This is a genomic window from Ureaplasma parvum serovar 3 str. ATCC 27815, assembly GCF_000019345.1.
Classification (GTDB): Bacteria; Bacillota_I; Bacilli_A; order Mycoplasmatales; family Mycoplasmoidaceae; genus Ureaplasma; species Ureaplasma parvum.
Genome location: NC_010503.1, coordinates 10784 through 34411, shown reverse-complemented (window position 1 = coordinate 34411; position 23628 = coordinate 10784). Strand labels below are relative to the sequence as shown.

The 23628-nt window shown below is 25.2% G+C and carries 18 protein-coding genes; 17 read left to right on the top strand and 1 reads right to left on the bottom strand.

The window, feature by feature from the left end; genetic code table 4:
* Nucleotides 1–144 precede the first annotated feature (144 nt).
* Nucleotides 145–2388, bottom strand: coding sequence for an MAG2960 family serine endopeptidase lipoprotein (locus tag UPA3_RS00160; RefSeq protein WP_010891653.1), 2244 nt, complete (start codon nt 2386–2388; stop codon nt 145–147).
* 109 nt (nt 2389–2497) lie between these two features.
* Between UPA3_RS00160 and UPA3_RS00155 the strand changes: the two genes are divergently transcribed.
* The 17 genes from UPA3_RS00155 to UPA3_RS00075 all read left to right on the top strand — a co-directional run bounded on the left by UPA3_RS00155 (nt 2498) and on the right by UPA3_RS00075 (nt 23381).
* Complete coding sequence (locus tag UPA3_RS00155) at nt 2498–4618, top strand: Tex-like N-terminal domain-containing protein (RefSeq protein WP_010891652.1); 2121 nt, start codon at nt 2498–2500, stop codon at nt 4616–4618.
* Between the two features lie 5 nt (nt 4619–4623).
* Complete coding sequence (locus UPA3_RS00150) at nt 4624–5370, top strand: hypothetical protein (protein WP_006688534.1); 747 nt, start codon at nt 4624–4626, stop codon at nt 5368–5370.
* 14 nt (nt 5371–5384) lie between these two features.
* Entirely contained in the window at nt 5385–6356 is a 972-nt protein-coding gene (locus UPA3_RS00145; RefSeq protein WP_006688581.1) for a hypothetical protein, read from the top strand.
* Nucleotides 6357–6455: 99 nt separating this feature from the next.
* Entirely contained in the window at nt 6456–7505 is a 1050-nt protein-coding gene (gene rpsB, locus UPA3_RS00140) for a 30S ribosomal protein S2 (protein WP_010891651.1), read from the top strand.
* Nucleotides 7506–7671: 166 nt separating this feature from the next.
* Nucleotides 7672–8775: an iron chelate uptake ABC transporter family permease subunit gene (locus UPA3_RS00135; RefSeq protein ID WP_006688689.1), complete on the top strand. Its 1104-nt coding sequence runs from the start codon at nt 7672–7674 to the stop codon at nt 8773–8775.
* 35 nt (nt 8776–8810) lie between these two features.
* On the top strand, nt 8811–10211 hold the full coding sequence (locus UPA3_RS00130) for a hypothetical protein (RefSeq protein WP_006688611.1): 1401 nt from the start codon (nt 8811–8813) through the stop codon (nt 10209–10211).
* Nucleotides 10212–10311: 100 nt separating this feature from the next.
* The gene (locus UPA3_RS00125) at nt 10312–11253 is read left to right on the top strand and encodes an iron ABC transporter permease (RefSeq protein WP_038105939.1); all 942 of its coding nucleotides are present in this window, start codon (nt 10312–10314) and stop codon (nt 11251–11253) included.
* The gene (locus tag UPA3_RS00120; RefSeq protein WP_006688783.1) at nt 11254–12276 is read left to right on the top strand and encodes an iron ABC transporter permease; all 1023 of its coding nucleotides are present in this window, start codon (nt 11254–11256) and stop codon (nt 12274–12276) included.
* A 105-nt stretch (nt 12277–12381) separates the two neighbouring features.
* Nucleotides 12382–13245 (top strand): alpha/beta fold hydrolase, encoded by an 864-nt coding sequence (locus UPA3_RS00115; RefSeq protein WP_006689027.1) that lies wholly within the window; start codon nt 12382–12384, stop codon nt 13243–13245.
* Nucleotides 13226–13918, top strand: coding sequence for a dTMP kinase (gene tmk, locus UPA3_RS00110; protein ID WP_006688582.1), 693 nt, complete (start codon nt 13226–13228; stop codon nt 13916–13918). The genes UPA3_RS00115 and tmk overlap by 20 nt, the downstream gene beginning before the upstream one ends.
* The gene (locus UPA3_RS00105) at nt 13919–14713 is read left to right on the top strand and encodes a DNA polymerase III subunit delta (protein WP_006688710.1); all 795 of its coding nucleotides are present in this window, start codon (nt 13919–13921) and stop codon (nt 14711–14713) included.
* A gap of 2 nt (nt 14714–14715) precedes the next feature.
* The gene (mnmE, locus tag UPA3_RS00100; RefSeq protein ID WP_006688774.1) at nt 14716–16032 is read left to right on the top strand and encodes a tRNA uridine-5-carboxymethylaminomethyl(34) synthesis GTPase MnmE; all 1317 of its coding nucleotides are present in this window, start codon (nt 14716–14718) and stop codon (nt 16030–16032) included.
* Between the two features lies 1 nt (nt 16033).
* A complete protein-coding gene (locus UPA3_RS00095; protein ID WP_006688502.1) occupies nt 16034–16831 on the top strand; it encodes a TatD family hydrolase in 798 nt (265 codons plus the stop codon).
* 170 nt (nt 16832–17001) lie between these two features.
* Nucleotides 17002–18576 (top strand): BMP family ABC transporter substrate-binding protein, encoded by a 1575-nt coding sequence (locus UPA3_RS00090; protein WP_006688556.1) that lies wholly within the window; start codon nt 17002–17004, stop codon nt 18574–18576.
* Nucleotides 18577–18631: 55 nt separating this feature from the next.
* A complete protein-coding gene (locus UPA3_RS00085; RefSeq protein ID WP_006688670.1) occupies nt 18632–20239 on the top strand; it encodes an ABC transporter ATP-binding protein in 1608 nt (535 codons plus the stop codon).
* Between the two features lie 2 nt (nt 20240–20241).
* Entirely contained in the window at nt 20242–22452 is a 2211-nt protein-coding gene (locus UPA3_RS00080; protein WP_006688451.1) for an ABC transporter permease subunit, read from the top strand.
* Nucleotides 22452–23381 carry an ABC transporter permease gene (locus tag UPA3_RS00075; protein WP_006688491.1) on the top strand — a complete coding sequence of 310 codons (930 nt, stop codon included), beginning with the start codon at nt 22452–22454 and terminating at the stop codon, nt 23379–23381. Before UPA3_RS00080 ends, UPA3_RS00075 begins: the two co-directional genes overlap by 1 nt.
* The last annotated feature ends 247 nt before the right edge of the window (nt 23382–23628 follow it).

Sequence of the window (23628 nt, the reverse complement as noted above, 5' to 3'; positions counted from 1 at the left end):
TCGCATAAACCTACTACTTCAGAACCACTATCTGCGTAACTCACTTTTATAATTATTTCTAGAAGCTCAACATATGATTCTTTTAATAAATTACTAATATTTGGTATAGATGAAAGAACATTCTCTTTTACAAATTATTTTAAATTAAGAACTAACTTTAGGGTTTAGTTTATAAGTGTAAATATTTTCAGCTTTTAGTTTTTTTATCACCGCAGCTCTTACATCAATATCACCACTTAAGTCTTGGGATTGAGCAACAAATAAATTACCAATCATTGAATCATTTGGCGCACCATAAGCACGCGAATTTAAAGAAGCAAAATGAATACCTACTAAATTAAAGTTAGAATCAATAATCATTGAACCAGATGAACCAGAACCCAAATCACCTATTTCATCAGAGGTAATAACTCGTGTTCCAACATTAAATAATTTATTTAAATAACCTTCGCCAACCTTTTGATAACCATCAATATTATTAATTTGCTTTGGACCATAATAATCTAAAATTGATTCATTTTTAATTTCACGATCAAATGCTTGAATTAGTGAACCATAAGATTTAGAACCGCGCCATGAAACAATCGCTGAACTATTAGGATTAACATCACCAGGATATCCTCCACTAAATAGTTGTAATTGTGGCAAGTATTTTTTTGAATTGCCTAATCCAATATATCAATTTGCTTCATCTTTTGTATTTAATACTTTATAATAATTTGGTAATTTTTCTTTAATATCTTCAATATCAAAAACCATTGGGACCAAAACAAAGTCTAAAGTTCCATTTTTAATTGATTTAATATCTTCTTGATTAATTTGATATCATGTTCTTAAATTTTCATTGATTTTTATACCATTAGCACTTAATTGTGGTATATATCATGCTCGATTAATGAAATTTTGATTTGTAATATTATAAACCTTTGCTAAATTTGAAAAACTAATACCACTTAATGAATTATATTTATTACTTACTGGAGATTTTAGAGGCGCAGTCCCCCATAGTAAATATTGATAACGGTCTTTATCTTCATAAATGTTTGAGGATATGAAACCAGCGTTATTTTCTAAATAATTTATATATTCTTGTTTATTAAACCAGCGTGATTTCATTCTGTTATCTTTTGAGATTGCTAAATTCGATCAGCCCATAACATGATTATTAGTTGCAATAAGTAATTTAATTTTATTTTTAGGTAAGCTATCGTCAATAATACGATCAACAATTCAACCAGTTCCAGAATTTAATTCAACATTTTTTCCATCTTTTGTTGTTAGTAAATCAAGTGAGATGGTACGATCAAAAATATATTGAAAATAATCTTCATTTTTTAATAATCCTGAATTCTTTTGATTAAAATTAGCACTTAAATATACGGTTTGTTTTGTTTTTTTGTTATAAATTTCTAAAATAAATTCTAATTTTGCATAACGATCAATAATCCGATAATAAATATCTTTAACAACAATATTGTCAACAGATTCGTTTTTAGTAATTGTCAAGAATTTAGGATATTCTTCTTTTTTAATTAAATTAATTAGTTGAGCGAAATTTTTGGGGAGTTTACCAAAAGGATTAATTTGGATTAATTTTTTGATTAATTCTATATTAATACTATAATTGTTGTTTGTTTTTTTATCAATATAAGATGTAAGCGTTTTTGTTTCTTTAGCTAAAATTTGCGGAGAATTAATTTGATAAATATTTTGCTCATCATAACGAATTTTAAAGGCGTTTTCTAATCTTTTTTGGACATCACTACCAAATTCAGAATAACCGATTTTGTTCATATAAAGTTTAGAATCATCAACATTAGCTTCATTTTGATTAAAATAAATTTTTGCACGCAATAATTGTTCTCTATAGTATGGATTATTGTGAATTAAATTATAAGGGTTGTTTGAGAATTTTAAGATTTCATCAATACTATAAACAGCAGGTGTTTTATATTTTAATTCTTGTAGATAATTGTTTTGTTTATCTGTTAAAAAAACAGGCTTAGTATTAATTAAATAACTTTGTTTAGTGGTTTTAATGTAAATGTTAATACCTAACGTTCCATCATTATCATTAGCAGCTCAATTAAGAATTTCATAATCATTTTTATCTAAAATTTTTTCTTCAATTTTTTGATTTGTTTTAATTAAATTAAAAATAAAAATAAAATAAGAATTAATTTGTTCTTTGTTGATATTTGATGCTAACATTTGTTTTGTTTTATAAGGATTAATATTAACAACTTCAACACTTCCTTTCAAGTTTGTTTTAGCATTATCAAGTTCATTAGAATTTATATGTGCACAATTAGCTAAAATAGTTGGAATTATAACAATTGGAGCAATAACACTTATAACTTTTAAAAAAAATTTTGTTTTTAGATTCATAAAATTTCTCCAATTATCTTTTACTTAGTAATTATAAAGCATTTAAATTAACATAACTAATTTTGACTATCAAAAGTTTATAATTTATTAATTCTAAAAGGGGTGCAAAATGATTGATTTAATTATTAAAACACTAGTTCAAAAATTAAAAATTGAGGCAAAATATATAACAAATGTTTTGAATTTATTAGCTGATAATAATACTATTGCATTCATTGCTAGATATCGTAAACATTTGACTAACAATATGGATGAATTTCAAATTCAAGCAATTGCACATGAATATGAATATCTTACAAAATTAAATAAACGTAAAGAAGTAATTATTAAAAATTTAGAACAAAAAGGTTTATTAACTAATGACTTATTAGAATTAATTAATAATTGTCAACGGCTTGTTGATCTTGAAAATCTTTATGAACCTTATGCCTCAAATAAAAAAACAAAAGCATCAATCGCCATTGAAAAAGGGTTAGAACCATTAGCATTATTAATATTAAAAAATAATCCTAATTCTAATATTAAAGAAGTTGCAAAACAATATTTAAATGAACAAGTTTTAAGTGTTGATGAAGCTATTGCTGGAGCTTGTGATATTATTGCCCAAAAAGTTGCTAACGATACAACTTTAAGAGAAATGCTTTATGAAACAATTAACAAACATGCTAAATTAATCACAAGAATTAATAAAATAACAAATGACCCAACTAAAAACTTTGCTTTATATTATGAGTTTAGTTGCCCAATTAAATATTTAAAAGCATATCAATTAATGGCTATTGATCGAGCTAATGAATTAAAAATCATTGCATTTAAACTTGATTTTAAAAAAGAATTTCTTATTGATTTTGCTGTCAATAAATATACTAGAAAAATCAAAAGTAACAGCTATGACTACATTAAATCAGCTGTTAATGATGGTTTTGATCGTTTATTAATTCCTTCAGTTTCAAATGCTGTTTACAAAGAAAAATTAGAGGAAGCTCACCAACAATCAGCACAAATTTTTAGTAATAATTTACAACAATTATTATTACAAAAACCTTTAAAAAGCCATGTTGTTTTAGGATTTGATCCAGGATATGTGCATGGTTGCAAATTAGCAATTGTTAATAAAAACAATCAATTATTACATACTGATATTATTTACCCTCACAAACCACAGATATTAATTACACAAGCTAAAAATACGTTAATATCCTTAATTAATAAATACGAAGTTAATACAATAGCAATTGGCAATGGAACAGCATCAAATGAAAGTGTAATTTTTATTAGTGATTTAATTAAGGAATTCAAATTAAATCTTAATTATTGTGTAATTAGTGAAGATGGTGCTTCAATTTATTCAGCATCATCAATTGCAAGTGAAGAATTTCCTAACTTAAGTGTTGAAAAACGTTCGGCAATTAGTATTGCACGAAGAATCATTGATCCTTTAAGTGAATTAATAAAAATCGATCCAAAAAGTATTGGTGTAGGTCAATATCAACACGATATTAATAAAAACATTCTTCAACAAAAAGTTGATTTTTGTATTGATTATTGTGTTAATCAAGTTGGTGTTGATGTTAATACTGCTTCAATTCCTTTGTTGTCTAAAGTATCAGGTTTAAATAAGCGAAGTGCAAAAAAAATTTTTGAATATGTTAAAAAACATCAATTTATTGAAAATCGTGAACAATTAAAAACCATTCCTTACATTACCGATAAAGTTTTTGAGCAAGCCGCTGGTTTTTTACGAATTAATAATGCTAATAATTTTTTAGATAGAACAAGTATTCATCCAGAAGCATATCTAGTTGTTAATGAATTATGTAAATATTTACAATTACCAATTAATAAATTAATAAATAATTATCAAGTTTTAAATCAATTAAATCCTAATGAATTAACTACTATTCTAAAAACAGATATTTATACTATTGAAAACATTATTAATAACTTAAAAAATCCTTTACAAGATGTTCGTGATGATTATGATATTCCTATTTTACGTTCACAAATGGTTGATATTAATAACTTGAAAATAGGGATGTTAGTACAAGGAACAATTCGTAACCAAACAGAGTTTGGTAGTTTTATTGATATTGGTTTAAAAAATGATGCATTGTTACATATTTCAAACTATTGTGAAGAAGATAATTTGCATGTTAATAAAAATATTAATGTTTATATTGATAAAATAGATACAATTACTCAAAAAATTTCATTAAAGTTAAAATTATAGAAATTATGAAAATAAAATTAAAAAAAATAATCATGTCTTTTTTGGGATTGCCAATTTTGGCAATTCCCCTTATCGTTAGCGCTTGTTCGCAATTTAAAATTAACCAGGATGTTATTTTAACTTATCGTCCAACAGTTTCATTAGCAAAAGAATTTGCTAATGATAACAATACTATTGATGATGTTTTAAAAAAAGTAAAAATCAATAAAGACGGATCAAATAACCTACTAGTTTATGATTTATCAAGAAATCCAAAGAATGTCCAGTATAAAATTGTTGATATTAAAAAGGATTCAGAACAAATTCTTAAAGTTACGATTAATGCTAAAATTCAAAAATATAAAGAATCAATTAATTATGATTTTTATTTTCAACCATTTTTAACTCCTAAACAAAAAGAAGATAAAACAATCCTTCAACAAAATTTAAATATTATTAAAAGTGCTTGGGATTATGATCAAAAACAAAAAATAGGTTTTTTTAATCTTAGAATAAAACCAGAATATCAAAAAAGAAGTTTGGTTGAAATTAAAACATTAGGTGAAAAAGCTTTTAATTTTGGTGAGGATTTAATTCCTCAATTAAAAGTAGACTCAAAATTTAAAGATATTAATATTAAAATAATAGACATTAACTATTTTGAACCATTAGATGAAAGACAACGTGAATTAGTTGTGGAAATAATGATTAGTAAAGGTAAAAATGAACAACAGGCTCAATTATTTAAAAAAATTAAAATTAATTTAGACTAAAGGGTAAAGAAACAGTGAATAAAAAAATTAAAACAGTTTTCATTAGTAGTTTAATTGTTGGACTATTAGGTTTGATAACAACAAGTGGTGTTGCGTGCAGCTCATCAATAAAATCAAAACAAGAGAATGAAATTTATCCAACCATTAAAGGTTATGATCAACATGATTTTTCAAAGATTTTAGCTTCAGAATTTATTAAGATTATTAAAACTAATATTCAATTTTTGGCACCAAATAAAGATATTAAATATGAATTATATGATGCACGATTGAATGAGTTAGATGAAGATGTAATTGATCTAATAATTCGTTATCATTTTAAAGGTCAAACGCACACTTACAAAAAAATCTTAAAAGGTTTTAAGAATGCTAAACAATATCGTTTATTTTTAGAAAATAAAAAATATTTAGAAGATGAAAAAAACCATAATACTCTTTATTTAATGCCCATAGTTAATTCAAGTATTAACATTAGTAAAACAACAGTAGATGAAGCATTAAAATGACAAAATAGTTATTTAAATATTAACAATAGTAATAATGATTTAAAATATGAAATTCTAAAAATTACTAAAAGTAAAACTGCTAATTCTATTGATATCGAAATTAAAATCAGTAAAGGTAATGGAGAAAATTTAGCAAGCATTACTTATAACAAAACACTTAATGGTTTTATTTCTGAAGCTGATAAAAAGATTTATTTAGCTAATTTAGAAGCGATTAAACAAGATAAAAATCAACTTGAACCACAATTAATTGATGAAAAAACAAAACAAAAAACAATAAAAGAAGTTATTGAAAATTATAAAACATTATTTAAATTACCATTCCAAACAGGTTTTATTTATGAAATTCAAAGTGTTGAACCTGATGTTAATAACAAAACAGCGGTGGTTTTTAAGATTTTGATTAAAAAAGGCAATGGAAGTCAAGAAGCAGTTTTAGAATATTTAAAAACGATTAAAGGATTTAATCAAAATAAATAATTTATTTAAAATAATATATTTTTGTTAAAATTTATAAGTTATTTTATTTTTTTGATTTAAATAACAAACAAATATTTAAAATTACGAAAGGTGGATTCCATGTCTCAAATGGAAAATTCGACGAAAAAAGTTGAATCGGTAGCTAACGTTGAAGTAGTTACTACTGAAAATGCAAAAGTAGAACAAAAACCTACATCACCGGCTGATGCAATTCAGCTTAAAGTCAATGCAAATTCAACTATAAAAAATCTTAAAACTTTAGTTTCAATTGTAAAATTAACTGAATCAGGTGCTCATATTGGGTTAAATCCTAAGAAATGAAATCCTAAAATGGCTAGTTACATCCATGCTAAACGTTCAAATAACCATGTAATTGATATTTTAAAAACAATTCTATTTTTAGATCGTGCATACAAATTCTTACAAGAGGTTTCTCAAAACGGGGGCACTGTGATGTTTGTGGGTACAAGAGGTCGTGTTGTTAAAGAATTAATTAAAGCAGAAGCAGAACGTACTAATTCATTTTATGTAACTCAAAGATGATTAGGTGGAACTTTAACAAACTTTACTAACATCTCACGTTCATTAAAAAAATTTAATAGTAATTTAGCTTTATTAGAAAGTGAAGAGATTAATAAATATTCTAAAAAAGAACAAATTGCAATTAATAAAGAAACTGCTAAATTAGAAAAATTCTATGGCGGGATTAAAAATATGAAACAACGTCCAGATGTTTTAATTCTAGTAGATCCTGTTAATGATGTTAATGCTATTAAAGAAGCACGTAAATTAAACATTCCAGTAATTGCTTTAGCAAATACGAATGCTGATCCACAATTGATTGATTACATTATTCCAGTAAATAATTATTCAGTTAAATCAATTACTTTGATTTTAGGTGTGCTAGCAGATTCAATTGCTGAATTGCACGGTGAACCAACAAAAATTGTTGGACGACCAGATAGCGAAATTGTTTTACCTGAAACAAAATCAAATTGAAAACAAAATAATTATGACCCAAGCAAACGTGGTTATAATCCAAAATATGTAAATCATAAATCTACATTCAATAAATTTAATAACAAAAAACCAGTTGATTCAACAACCAATGAAATAAAAACAAACGTTATTAAAGCAGAAACAAAATAATTTAATGTTTTAAGAGGAAAAACACAACCGATGCGGTTGTGTTTTTATTCCTATTATTTTAAAAATAAGATAATTTATATACAAAATATAATGGGAGTCGCTTAAAAAAATATCTAATTTGATATATTTAATAGATATTAAAAATTAAAAATAAAATATTCAATTAATGCAAAATTATACCTTTCGTTTTAAACTATTTAAACAAATTAAAAATCAACAAGTTAAAAAATTAAAGCCACTCATTTTAATAGGAGCAACAGTTTTTTTAATTATTGCTATTTTTAGTATTTGAGTATGAAATATTTCATATGCTAATTTTTATGATCAACAATTAAATAAATATGTTTACTTTCCCTTACACGAGTCCCTTAAATTAATTTTTAATGGACATTTTTTAGATCCAACAAATATTAAATATTTAAATTTACAAGCTACATTTTGAGCAAGCATTTCTTCAATTTTATCAGGTATTAGTTTGGCAATTGCTGGATGCGTGACACAAGCACTAACTAAAAATCCATTAGCTGATTCAAGTACATTAGGTATTGTACAATCAAGTGTATTTATGATTGTAATTGCATTCTCATATAACATGATTTCTTTTGGAGAACTTTTTGGTTTTGCCATTATTGGTGGAATAATTGCTAGCATTATTTTATTGATTCTAGTTTTTGCAACAAGAAGCAGATTATCATATATTAAAATTACTTTAGCAGGATTAGCTATAGGAGTTTTTTTTAATACAATTTCTTATTTTATTCGTATTCAAAGTGCTAAAGGTTCAAGTATTAATTTTAAATATGTTTTAGGGGGTAGTGAAAATATTTATACAACTCATATTGATCCTTTTTTAACATTATGAGTTAGTGCAATTTTAATTCTAATTGGTGTAATATTAGCTTGTTTTCTAGCTTACAAATTAACCTTATTAGAAATTGGTGATGAAAAAGCTAAAAACTTAGGATCGTCAATTATTATTATTAAAATTTTAGCTATTATTTCAACTATTTTTTTAGTTTCACCAACTATTTTATTAGTTGGTAATATTGCATTTGTTGGATTATTTGGTCCCCATATCGTGCGTAAAATTTTTTCAATTAGAGATTATCGTTATGTTATGCCCTTATCAGGATTATTAGGTGCAATGATAACATCTTTAGGTTTAATACTATATCGTGAGACAATTTATATTAATTCATCGATTTGAATGAGTTTTATAGGAGCACCTGTTTTAGCTTATTTGGGTTGAAAACATTGAAATAGAGCTTAATTTTTATTAAAATAAATAATAAAATGGTTTTAATAATGAAAATTAGTTTTAAATTTAGATTAATTAATGTAATTTCAATGCTTGGATTAAGTATTATTTTTACAACATTAAGTTCATGTAAAAATCTTCAACAACAAAAACCGTATGATACTAATTGATTATTCAAAAATAAAAATTGGAGATTGAATAATTTTTTTCGTGATCCTTATAAAATTCATTTAGAATTTGCTCGCCAATTAGATAATGTTTTAAATTTTAATGAATTAAAAAAACGTCTACCAAAACCAATGCAAAATGTACATTCATTTACTGAATGAAGTCTAAAGATCGCACGTTTATTAAAAAATGATATTAATAATGTAGCAATGCTCGATAGCATCCAAAAAATGCGCAATCATAAAGCAACTGTTTTAGTTATAGAAAATCGTAATGAATTAGTTAATAATAAAGAAAATTATAATAAATTTTCTATTCTAACACCTTCAGATTTTCCACTAATCTATTCTAATCCTTATACAGAAGTTCCAGGATTGGGATTGAATTTTCCAAAACCAATTAATAATGATATTAGTGATATTATTGATCGTTATCAATCAATTGGTTATAATGCATTAAGAACAAACCCGCTCGAATCAGTCTTAAAACAAACATCTTCATTTTATAAAACAGCTGATTATGTTTTTTATATGTATGATTCTAATTTATTTACTAATAATAAATACAAAACAGATGGTCAAAAACGTGAAGATTTATTTAAAGAAATTTTATCAAACAAAAATTTTTATGCTCATAAATTCTTACGCAATTCTCGTTCAAAAATTATTTTTATTGATCGTTCATTGTTTTGATGAGGTTCTTTTACAATGGTTGGGCAATCACTAATTATTAAAGAATTATTAAAAATTTTCACAAATAAAAAAACAATAAAAAAACAATGAAGTTATCTCCCATTTAATAAAGAAGAATTAATAAATTTATTTGATCACAAACCAACTATTAAAGAGCGTAATTTAATAATTAAACCTCATTATATAAATAAAAATTTTAAGCTAACTTATGGTTATAAAATTGTTGGGACATGAGCAGATAGTATTGATCATTTAATTTCATTCGGTTTAAAACCTGATGCAATAGTTGATTATGAAAGTTTTAATAATATTAATTTAAAAACCCAAGGTGTTGGTAATTATTTAAAAGAGTTGATTAATTATGATAAATTAGAAAAAATTAATAAGGCTCCTAATGATAGTGAAAAAGCGGAATTTGTTGATAAAAATTTTGCAATTTATATGGGCCCATCCCATTTATTAAACTCAATGAATAAATTAATTATGATTAAAAATACAGGATCTTGAATAATTAGTAGTACACAAGGAATTAATGATCCCAAAACCCAATTTAAAACAAGAATCAACACGGCTAAATCAGATTTTTAATTTATAATAATATATTATGAAAATAAAATTGAAATTTGAAAATAAACTTAATTTTAAAAAATATTTAATATATAAATGAAGTGTTTTTGTTGTTTTGGTTTTGTTAACTTCTTTTATTTTTATATTTAACATTATTTATACTAACAAAACATTTATTTGAGAATCGTTTTACTTTCAAAATGCTTCATTTGAAGAGGTTTTTTTATTGTTTTTTTATTCTCCAATTGTTTTATTAGTTTGTGGTGCAGGATTGGTTTGCAGTGGATTTAGTTTGCAATCTACAACGCGTAATGGTTTGGCAGGTCCATCAACATTAGGAATTTTTCCATTAGCAGCCTTAGGTAATATTTTGAGTCAGTTAATTACCAAAAGTTTTTCTAATATTTTTATTGGCTATGTTTTTGGAATTATTTTTAGCTTATTTGCTTTAGGAATCAATTTTTTATTTATTAGAATTTCACCACATAAGAAAACTTTTAAACCTATTATTTTTGGTTTTTCATTAGGTGCCATTATCACAGCTGTTAATATTTTAATTGCTAATTTTAATTCATCAATTGTCGCTTCCCCCATTCAATTATTAGGTAGTATTGGTGTTTACAATTCTATTGAGCGCTTTTATATTGGCACTCCAATAGTGTTTATAAGTACGATTATTTTGTTATGTTATGCTAAAAAAATCCAAATTTTAGATACGGATCATTATTTAGCTAAATCACTAGGAATCGATGTTAATAAAGTGTTTTGAATCACTTCAACTTGTTCAATTTTTATTGCCATTTCAACTACGTTTTTAATTGGCGGTCTTTCATTAATTGCAATTGTTATGCCCCATTTAGTTCGTTTACTTTTTAAAAGAACTAATTATTTATTTCAAATGATTATCGCCATTTTTCTAACTACTTTTTTATTAGAATTACTTGGAATAATTGTAGAATTTTTTTCAAAATTTAATATTGTTTTTTTAGTAGCAACAGTTTTTGCGATTCCAATGATTGTTTTGCTAAAATGAGAATTAGGATGGAAAGTGAATAAAAATTAAATGAGTATAAAAATTAAGCATGATCAAAATTTAAAACACCAATTTGAACAAAAATTATTTTTTCGTTTTAAAAAGAACAAATTTTTTCTTTCATTAAGTTTATTAATAATAACAATTATTTTAACGCTGATTGCTGTAGCTGGAGCCTCGCGTTTTATAAATGTTTTTAGTTATTTGAGCGATTGAAAAATTATCACACAATTATTGTTTTCTGGAATTGCATTAGGAATTAGTGGTTATATTCTTCAAAGATTAACAAAAAATCGTTTAGCAGATAGTTCTTTATTAGGAATGGGCAATATTAACTTAGTGATTTTAACAATACTTTTTTTAATATTTGATTTTGGGCAATTGCAAATCCAAAAACGAATGGAATATGTTCTACCATTTATTTATTTAATTGGGTCAACAATGATTTGTTTTTTTATTCATTTTTTATGCAATTCTTCTACTGGATACATTTTTAAAAGAATTATTGTTTCAGGTATTATTATTAATTTGATTACAATTGTTATTGCTCAGTCATTAAGAATTTTAATGAGTAAAGAATCAAGTATGTATTTAAAAACAATTTTATTAGGTAATATTGAATCACGCAGCGATTTTTGTTTTTATTTTTGTTTTGGAATGCTTACTATTAGTGTTATTTGGTTAATGTTAAATGCAACTAAATTTAAGATTATGGTAACAAATCAACAAATATCTGGACAGTTAGGCATTAATAATAAGTCCTTGACAATTCAAACTTTTATTTGCATTAGCTTATTAGTATCGGTAAGTTATAGTTTAAGTGGTAATGTTATTTTTGTTGGGATTGTTGCAGCTAATTTTTCTTTCAATTATGTAAAAAACAATATTTCTAATGGCATTATTAATGCTGGATTAATAGGCGGCATTGTATTATTGATTAGTTATATTTTTGTTGTTTTAATTTTAAATTTATCAACTGACCAGACTATTTTATTAGTGCCAATTATTTCAGGACCATATTTTTTATATCAAGTTATTTTATTGAAAAATTAAATTTATACTTTATCTCATTAAAGATTGGTTTTTTATAATAAAATATTAACTATTAAATAAGTTGATTATTTTTTTATTTAAAATTAAAAAAAGAAAGTAATGATTATGGAATTAATTAAGACTAACACACTTAATTTTTATTTTGAGCCATCTAAAAGCGAACTAAAAAAAGGTTCGATTGTTTTTATACACGGCCTTGATGCATCTCCACATTATTTTTTTTTAATTAATAAAGATTTATCTGATTATGATTGTTATTTTGTTGGATTACCTGCACATGGTTTAACACCTATTAATAACAAAAAAGATTTAAATATTAAAGTTTTTGCTGAGTTATTTATTAATTGAATTAATGAAATTGATTTAAAAGAATTTCATTTGTTAGGTCATTCATTAGGAGCGGGGATTGCTAGTTTGGTTAGTTTTATTATCCCCCAACGCATTGAAAAATTAATTCTTGTTTGTCCATATCATTATCAATATTTAAATCCGTTTTTAAATAAAAAATTATTTAATGCTTGGGTTTTATTTCCCAATCCATTTTTAAAATTTAAAACAGATGTCGTTTTAAAAAAATTATATATTGATTATCGTAATAATTATAAAACCTTAATAGAAACTCGTTGGGAGTCAATTTCAAGAGAATATCCACGAATTGCACGCGATGTCTTATTTTTATGTTTATCGTTATTAAATATTAAAATCAATCATGAATTAAAAATGGCACAGCGTAATTTAATAATGCCAACATTAATTATGGTTTCAAGACATGATCAATTAATTGATTTTAATTTAGCTATTAAAGTGTTTAAAAACAACAATAAAGTAAATCAATATATTTTTAATAATTCTGGTCATATTCCTTTTATTGAAGAACCAAAATTATTTACTAATATATTACTAAGTTTTTTAGAGGATAGATTTGTAGAACAAGAGGAAAATGATAACAATGATATTAACGAAAAATAGTAATGAAAAAAAACCGCTTAAAAAAGGATTATTTATTGTTTTTGAAGGAATTGATGGTGCAGGGAAAACTTCAATCTTAAAACAACTTTTAGAGGTTTTAAAAGAACCTAAACTAGTTAATAAAATTTTTTTAACGCGTGAACCTGGTGGAAAAAACAATAATGCAGCAGAGATGATACGTGAGTTTTTTTTAAAAAATTTAGAAGTTTTTGATCCGTTAACACTAGCTTATTTATATGCAAGCAGTCGTGCTGAACACGTAAAAAAAACAATCAATCCTCATTTAGAAAAAGATCATATTGTAATTTCAGATCGTTTTGTTCATTCTTCATATATTTATCAAGGTATTGTTCAAAATCAAAGTTTAGATGTTATTTACCAAATTAATCAACAAGCAATTGGTGAATTAGAAATAGATTATGTTTTTTATTTTGATGTTAATGTTAATAATGCATTAAATCGAATGAAAAATCGTTTTGACAATACAAATGCATTCGATTCACAAAATAAACAATTTTATGAAAAGTTATTAAAACAATACCCTAGTGTTTTTAAAGTTTATAATCAACCTAAAAAAATTATTTTTATTGATGCCAATAAAAATGAAAATGAAGTATTATGTGAGGTTAAAGAACAATTATTAAAAATTTTTAAAGAACATAAATATATATAAATGAAATACAGTTTTGCTAATTTATTAATTCAATCACCTAAAACCTCACTAGAATCAGGTATTGAAGAAATTATGTTAGCTTTTATTTATGAGAAAAATCATAAAGAACAATCATTTTATGTTACTAAAGTTAAAAATAAACAATACTTTGATTTAAAAATTTATGATGGACTATCAATGAAAAAAAGCGATGTAATTGATTTACAAAACACTTTTTTATGTGATGGAGTAGAAGATATTAATTTAAAATTTTATCTTATTAAAAATATTGACTTAGCATCAAAATATGTTTTAAATGCATTATTAAAATTTATTGAAGAACCGCCAAAAAATACAATTGCAATTTTTAGCACTAAAAATTTAAATCAAGTTTTAAAAACTATTAAAAGTCGTTGTCAGCTTTTTTATTTACCTACTAATCATGATTTATATAAAAAATTAATTAACCAAATTAATCAACCAATTGATCTCGTGGAATGCGACTTAATGTTTGATGATTTGGATGAGCTAAAAATTTTATTAGAAAACAAGGAAATCAATGATGTTTTAACTTATTATGGAAAATTAAGTGATTTAAGAAGTTTTGAAATATTAAATGATTTAAAAGAAATATTTAAAAATTTATCTACCTTACAAATTCATTATCTATTAAAATTAATCTTCATTAGAATTAATAATGTAAATAGCAAAGAAATTATTTTGGATTTAATGCGTGCGAATTTAAAAATTAATATTAATAAAAATAATTTGTTTACTATTATTTATACAATTATTAATAAAAATAAAGGTGATTAACAATGTCAACAATTGTTGCTTTAGCAACCGCGCCTATGAATTGTGCCATTCACATTATTCGGGTTAGTGGTCCAAAAGCTTTTGAAATAATTAATAAAATTTCAACAATAAAAATAAAAAAAGAAACTTTTAAAATTTGGTATACAATTCTAAAAGATGATAATCAAATTTTAGATGAAGTTTTAATAAATACATTTGTAGCTCCAAAAACATTTACTGGAGAAGATTTAGTAGAAATTAATTGCCACGGAGGAATAGTGGTTGCTAATTTAATTATTAAAACATTAATTAAATATGGTTGTCAACCAGCACAACGTGGAGAATTTTCTCGCCGTGCTTTATTAAATAAAAAAATGGATTTATCAAAAATTGAAGCAATTAACAATTTGGTTAATGCTAAAAATGAATTAAGCGTTAAAGGTGTAATTGGCGCTCTATTAGGACGTGTTTCGCAATCAATTGCTGAATTTAGGCATGAGTTATTTATGATAATTGGGCAAATTGAAGTTAATATTGATTATCCTGAATACGATGATGTTGAACAAGTTGATGCTATTATTTTAAAACAACGTTTATTATCTTTAGATAAAAAAATTACAAAAATTATTGATCAATCAAAAAAATTTTTACCAATCAATAAAGGCATTAGGGTGTTAATAATTGGAAAACCAAATGTAGGTAAATCAACTCTATTAAACGCTTTATGCAATGAACAAAAAGCGATTGTTACAGATATTCCTGGGACAACACGTGATGTTATTGAATCCTCAATTAATATTGATAATATTACTTTAAATATCTTAGATACTGCAGGAATTCATTTAACAAATGATTTTGTTGAAAATTTAGGAATTAATAAAGCCAAAGCATTAATTGATAAAGTTGATTTAATTTTATATTTAATACCTGCAAACGAACAACAAGATTTGGAGTTATATGATTTAATTAAAAAACAAAAACATTTATTAGTTTATACAAAAAAAGATTTAGTTGATCAATACGATGATAAACAAATATATATTAATGCAAAAAATAATGATATTCAGTCATTGATTGATGAAATTAAAAAACTTTTTTATGTTCAAGAGTTTGACAATGCTAACATTGATGTTTTACAATCCCAACGTCAAATTGGTATTTTAGAAAATGTTCATTATTTAATTAATAACGCAATTCTTAATTTAGAAAAAGGGGATACACTTGATTTAATTGTCGCTGATTTAGAATTTTGCAATTTACGTTTAAATGAACTCTTAGGCATAAGTAGCGAATATGATTTTTTAGATGATTTATTTAAAAATTTTTGTATAGGTAAATAATATGTTAGAAAAAATAAAAATTATTGATACTCATACTCATCCTAATATTGAACCATTAATTGAAGAATTTGATGACATTATCTTTAAATGTTATGAACAAGGTATTGGATTAAATATTGTTGGAGTAGATTTAAAAACTTCACAGACAGCCATTCAACAAGCTAAAAAATTTAAATTTTTGACTTGTAGTGTTGCAATCCATCCTAATGATTTACATAATATAGAAAATGATTTTGTTGCATTAGAAAAATTGATAGCAGAAAATATTGATTACATAAGTTGTATTGGTGAGTGTGGTTTAGACTATTATCATGAACAAAATTATGATCATGATTTTCAAAAACATTGGTTTAAAAAACATATTGAATTGGCTAAAAAGTATCATAAACCATTAATGTTACACATCCGTAATGCACACGATGACGCAATTGCCATCTTAAAAGAATTAGCTGTTCAAGATGTAATAATCCATTGTTTTACAGATAAAAAAGAGTATGCACAACAATATATTGAAATGGGTTATTATATTTCATATCCTGGTGTAATTACTTTTAAACCAACAAAAAATAATCAATTACATGAACTGTATGAGGCGATTAAAATAACCCCACTTGATAAGATTCTAGTAGAAACAGACGCCCCATATTTAACACCAGTTCCTAAACGAGGGCAAACTAACTATCCTTATTATGTATTATATACATCAGCATTTATTGCCAACTTATTAGGCATTACACATGAAAAAATGCAAAAAATCTTATTAGAAAATTCATTAAGAATTCTAAATTTTAAAAAATAAAAAAGTGTTTTAATTAAAAAAACGCTTTTTTTTATACAAAAAACAAAAATTAAGTGTTTAACTTATATATACAAGTTTATTTTTTGTATAATGATACTACACAATCTTAAAAATTGTGTTGTTTAGTTATTTTAGATTTTTCATGTCAAAAAGGATAAAAAATAAATTTTATGAAAAAAAGCAAAATCAATAAAAAAATCTTGTTTGCATCACTTGCTGGAGTGGTTACATTAACTTCAGTTGCAGCTATTGCTGCATCATGTAATGATAGTAATAAAGATGATGGGAAAACAAATAAAGATGGAAATTATATTTCTAAATTGTCTTTAGAAGATTTTTATGCAAAACCAGCTGGAGATGATAGTTTAGGATATCACAGAACATATAATTCATTATACGATGATGGTGCTCGTATGTTAGGCTTGATTTCATTTAGTCACTCAATTCCAATTAAAGAATATTTTGGTTCAAGCAGCGATAAAAAAGATTTAAGTGCAGTTTTAATTGATGATAAATTTAGTGGAACAGTGGGTAAAGACCGTATTGCGTCTGTCTCATATCGTGTAGATCAAGCAGCATTTTTAACAGGTATTGCTGCGGCGTACTATTTAAATGCTAACCAAAAAACTTTTGCAGCAGATGGAAAACTAACTTGAGGTGGATATGTTGGATTACATTTTACATCAACTTCAACTTTTATCCAAGGTTTTAAATTAGGTGTTCAATGAGCAAATGAAAAGTTAAAAGATAAAGAAATTAATCAAGAAGATGCTAATGGAAGCAAGAAAAAATGAATGAATGTTGAACAAGTATTTGCTAGCAAATACGTTGCTGGTTCATTTAAACCAGATGAAGAAGGTGCAACAAACATTATCAATGATTTAATTACAAAAAAAGCTGATGTTATTTTACCTGTAGCTGGTCCACAAACAAACCTTGCAACTTCAATTGTTTCAAATGCAACAGATCCAAGTGTAATTATTGGTGTTGATACTGCACAAGAATTAGATGATGTAACAAACCGTAAAAGAATTACAAACAAAACTGTTAATGATGGAAAAACAATTTTATTCTCAATTGTTAAACGTGTTGATTTAGCAATGAAGGGAGCAATTGAAAATGCTTCAAAAGGTGCACAACTAACTAATGATATTAATAAAGATGCTTATAAATTAGGAACACATACTGAAGCAAGTTTAGATAAGAGCACATATGTAGATGATACTCCGCTTGTTGAATTATCAAATGCAGGTCGTGTTTATTTAGAACAAGCGGCTAAACTAGCTGGTTTAAAAGCAATTACATATGCTCAAATTGTTAATGTTATTCAAAATGAAGAATTATTTAAACTTCTTTCAACAAAAGGAACTACAAAATTAGAAGATCTTGCTACAAAAACAAGCGATGGATGAGTTTTAAAAGATAGTGAAAAAAATAAATCATTTAGTGAATTACAAAAATTACTTGGTGGTGAAGTTTATATAAATGAATCAGATAAAAAATTATATCCATATTCATTAACAGGTTCTTCATATTTAGAAGAGGATCCAAAGAAACGAAGTGCATCACAAGAATTTAAAAAATATTGAGATGCTGCCACAACACCAGAAGCTAAAGAAAAATTAGCAAAAGTTGTTTTAGGTCAAAATAATGCTGTTCTAAAAGATAAATCTTTTTCAGAATCTGCATATAATGGATTAGCAGCATTCTACAAATCTAAAAAAATCATCATTCCAAAAATTTAATACTTTAAAAGTATCTAATTTGAAATAAATATAAAAAATTATAGAAAGTGATCATATGGAAATTAAGACAAATCAATGTCCTTACGCCATAGAAATGCACGAGATTACAAAAACTTTCCTGAACGGGACTGTTATTGCTAATAAAGATGTTAATCTTTTTGTTAAAAAAAATGAAATTCATGCAATTATTGGTGAAAATGGAGCAGGTAAATCAACCTTAATGTCAATTTTATTTGGGATCTATAAACAAGATTCTGGATCAATTAAAATTAATGGTCGAATTGTCAATTTTAGTTCAGCTAAAGATGCTTCAAAAACCGGAATTGGAATGGTACATCAACATTTTAAATTAATTGACACCTTAAGTGTTTTAGATAATGTTATTTTAGGTTCTGAAGGTGCAACGCAACTAGGTATCATTAACCGTAAAAAAATTACTAAAGAACTTAAAAAAATCATTCAAGAATATGGATTAAATATCAATTTAAAAAGTAAAATTTCAAAAATTACAGTTGGTCAACAACAAAAAACGGAAATTTTAAAATTATTATATCGTGATATTGATATTTTAATTTTTGATGAACCAACTGCTGTTTTGAGTGAAGATGAAATTCAAGCATTTTTACAAATGCTAAAAGATTTTAAAGCAGCAGGCAAGACAATCATTATTATTACGCATAAACTAAATGAAATTAAAGAAGTTGCTGATTCTGCAACAGTTATTCGTCGCGGACATTATATTGATAGTTTTGATGTTAAACAAAAAACAATAGCTGAAATGGCTGAATTAATGGTTGGTCGAAAATTGGTTGAAGTTAAAAATATCGATCCAATCACAAGTAATGAAAAAGTTTTCGAAGTTCAAAATTTAGATATTCAATCAATTGTTAAAAAACAAAAAGATATTGTGAAAGTTAAATCATCACCAAAAGGTGATGATGTTTCATTGTTAAGTACTAAAAATAATAATTTTATTAATTTTAGTATCCGCAAGGGTGAAATTTTTGCTATTGCCGGTGTTGAAGGTAATGGTCAAAGTGAATTAGCGCAAATAATCTCTGGCTTATTAAAAGGAAATAAGGAAGCAAAAATTATGCTTGATAATCAAGAAATTGAACATGCAAGCATTAGAAAACGTTATCAGTTAGGATTATCACATGTACCAGAAGATCGTCATAAACATGGATTAGTTTTAGATGACACGATTGCTATGAATGCGATCTTACAACAAGTTGATGATAAACCATATAGTAATTTAGGATTTTTTAATAATAATGAAATTTCAAAACATGCAATTAATATTATTAAAAAATATGATGTTCGTGGTACAACACGTGGTACATCAGATGCACGAGGATTATCTGGTGGAAACCAACAAAAACTAATTATTGGTCGTGAATTTGAACGATCTCATAAATTAATTTTATTGGTTCAACCAACAAGAGGTTTAGATTTAGGTGCGATTGAATTTATTCATGAACAAACATTAGAAGAGAAACGAAAAGGTAATGCTATTTTATTAATTTCTTACGAATTAGACGAAATTTTATCACTTGCTGATACAATTGCTGTAATTCATAATGGATATTTCATTAGTGTTGGTGATCGTTTTTCAATGACAAGACAAAAAATTGGTGAATTAATGGCAGGTGAAAAAATATAAGTATGTTGAAATTTAAAACTCTTTTAAGTTACGATAGCTTTCTTAAAGGTCAAGAGCGAAAAACAATCACTAAAAAATTCTTATCGACAGTTTTTGCCATTTTTGTAGCGATAGTAGTTTCAGCTATTTTGGTTGGAATATTAGGCTATAACATACGTGATTTCTTTATAAGATTATTTACTAAATGAATTGGTTCGCCAGATATTTATTTAACAAAAGTAGCAATTTTAGGAATTGCCGCATTATCATTTATTTTCGCTTTTAAAGCGGGATTATTTAATATTGGTATTTCTGGACAAATGTTAGGTTCAGGTTTGATTATGTTATTAGTCGTAAAAAACATGCAAATTGCCAATATTAATATGCCTAATGTTTTAGGTCAATTTTTCTTATTAATCATTGCAATGTTAGCAGGAGCAATGTTTGCAGTTTTTATAGGAATTTTAAAAGTATTTTTAAAGATTAATGAAGTTGTTAGTTCAATTTTATTGAATTGAATAATGTTCTATATTACGCGTTATGTTGTTTTTACTGCACAAAGTAAAATGTATAATCCAACACCAGATCAAGTTGGATCACGATCAATTCCTTTTGCTGATAATTATTCTTTATTTCATTTAGCATCTGGATATGGTTATTTATTTGCTTTATTGATCTTTATTTCTTTATCTATTATTATTTGAGTAATCTTAAAATACACAGTTTTTGGTCACAAAGTCTTATCTGTTGGTAAATCATTTGATGCAGCAAAATATGCTGGATACCGAACAAAAATTATTTCATTAGCAACTTTTGCGATCTCTGGTGCATTAGCTGGGGCTTTAGCAATGGTTAATTATACTTCAACAACAACAAATGCGATTGTTATTAGTCAAGCTGCTGATGCCTTACCAACCCAAGGATATGATGGAATTGCGATGGGATTAATTTCTCTAGCACATCCTTTAGCAACAATTCCTGTCTCATTCTTAATGGGATTATTACAACAATCTGCTGATAATTTAGGAGGAAGTTTTCCACAAGATTTATCTGGAATTATTATTTCATTTGTAATGTTAGGGGCAGCAATGTTTATTTTATTTGAACGAATAAGTCCCGTTTATTGAATTTATCATTTAATCTATACTTATAAAGGTAAGGATTATTATCGAGATTATGAAAATAAAAACAATAACATTATTTCTGAATATAAAGCAATCTATAGTGAAATTAATAAAAAACGTAATCAATATTTACAAGAGTTAAAGAAATTACGTAAAGAATTAGATCAATTTAAAAATCATGAACAATATAACAAAGTTAACCAACAATATGAATATACTATTAGTTACATTAAAACAACATATAATGCTTGATTAAAAGTTGAATATGATAAATATTTGAAACAATTGAAAAATAATGCAATGCAACTTAAAAAACATTTAATTATTGAAAGAGCAACACTTGTTTATTATCCAGAAATTAACACAACAAGAAAAATTAAAAATAAACTAAAACATTTTGAAAACATAAGCGCTAAAAAACTAAGTCGTATTAAAGACAAAATTCATAATGAAGATTTTTTAATTAAAAATTTAGTGGCTAAAGAAATTAGTAAATATGCTCAATCAAAATCGTTTGATTATAATAAGCTAAAATATTTATTACAAGAATATGAAAATAACAATTCAGTGTTAACAACCGAGTTAGTTAATGAGTTATCTTTAGTTCTAAAAGATGAACAAGCACAATTAATGTTTAGTGAATTTAAACAGGCAAGTTTTGAGAATAATTTAGATCACATGATTGATTTAAAAAATCAAATTATGACATACATTAATTCTTTATTAGATTCTCGATTAGAACAATTGTCAATAACTTTAAAATCAAAGAATTTAGTTCATGATGAACAAATGGATAAGATTATTTTATTACTAAATCCAAATGATAAAATTCTTAATAAAATTATTATTTCGCGTAATAAACATTTAGAAAATTACACGAAAGAAATTACAAAATTAGAATTAAGAAATATTTCGCAAGATGATGAAATTAAAAAGAATACAAAACAACGCTCATCATCATACTTGACAAAACATTATGAAAAAACTAAACAACATATTAATAAAATTAATCTAGATCAAGAACAAAAATTATTATTAGAAGATTGATTAACAACTGCTTATCAAAAAGCAATTATTAATCAACAAAACATGAAAGAGGTGATTAGTTAATGCCTTCATTATCATTAATTAACGATGCCTCTATTTACGCTGCTATTTTAATTCTAGGTGCGTTAAGTGGTTTCTTTTGTGAACGTGTTGGGATTGCTAATATTTCAATTAATGGTCAAATGATTATTGGTGCCTTAGTCTTTACATTATTTTCAACAATTATTTATAAATATATGGGAACAAAAACGGAAACAGAATATACATTTATTGTATGTTTAATTATTGCTGGAATATTGACTATTCCAACTTCATTATTATTTGGTTTTTTAACTATAAAATTAAAAACCAATCAAATTATTGCTGGAACAGCTATTAATTTATTAGCTTCAGGAGTAGCAACCTTTGTAACTTATCCTTTGGGCGATAAAATTGCTGACAAAACAAGTCTATCTTCTGATTATTTAGGATTAATGAAAATTGGTGATGGAATCAACACTATTTATATTGGAAGTATTTTAATTTTAATTGCTGTTGTTTTAATTACCATTGGTTTAATGATAATGATGAAAAAAACTCCATTTGGTTTAAGATTATATGCAATTGGTGAAAACCCAAATGCAGCAGATGCACAAGGCATTAATGTTTATAAATACCAATGAATTGCTGTTTCGATTTCTGGTTTTATTGCTGGAATTGGTGGTGGATTATATATGTATGCATCACGTTCTCCATTTGCAGGCGAGGTTGGTGGGATCGGGTTCTTAGCTTTAGCCATTTTGATTGCTGGAGCTTGAAGAATTCCACTAATTGCAGTTGTTTCAATTGCTTTTGCAGTTATTACAAAAACCTTTTCACAAATTGATAAAATACCTCAAGAAATTGGTAAATTAATCCCCTATGTAATCACTTTAATTGCTTTAATTTCATTTAGTAAATATAGTGTGGCACCAAAGAATGTGGGAATCCCATTTGATAAAACAAAAAGATAAATTAAAATGTGCTTATTTGCACATTTTTTTATTATAGACTAACCATTAATTTCATATTTTTTTAAAGAAATGATAAATTATTTTTTATGATGAAGTAAGGGTTTTAATTTGATTACTTTTTTAATTATTTATTTTTTATCATTCAATTAAATCTAATTAAAATAAAGGCTTTTAGTAAAATTATCAATTTCATTAAACAAATTTTATAAAAATTAGTTTTATGACAAGATAAGAAAAAAAGGATTTT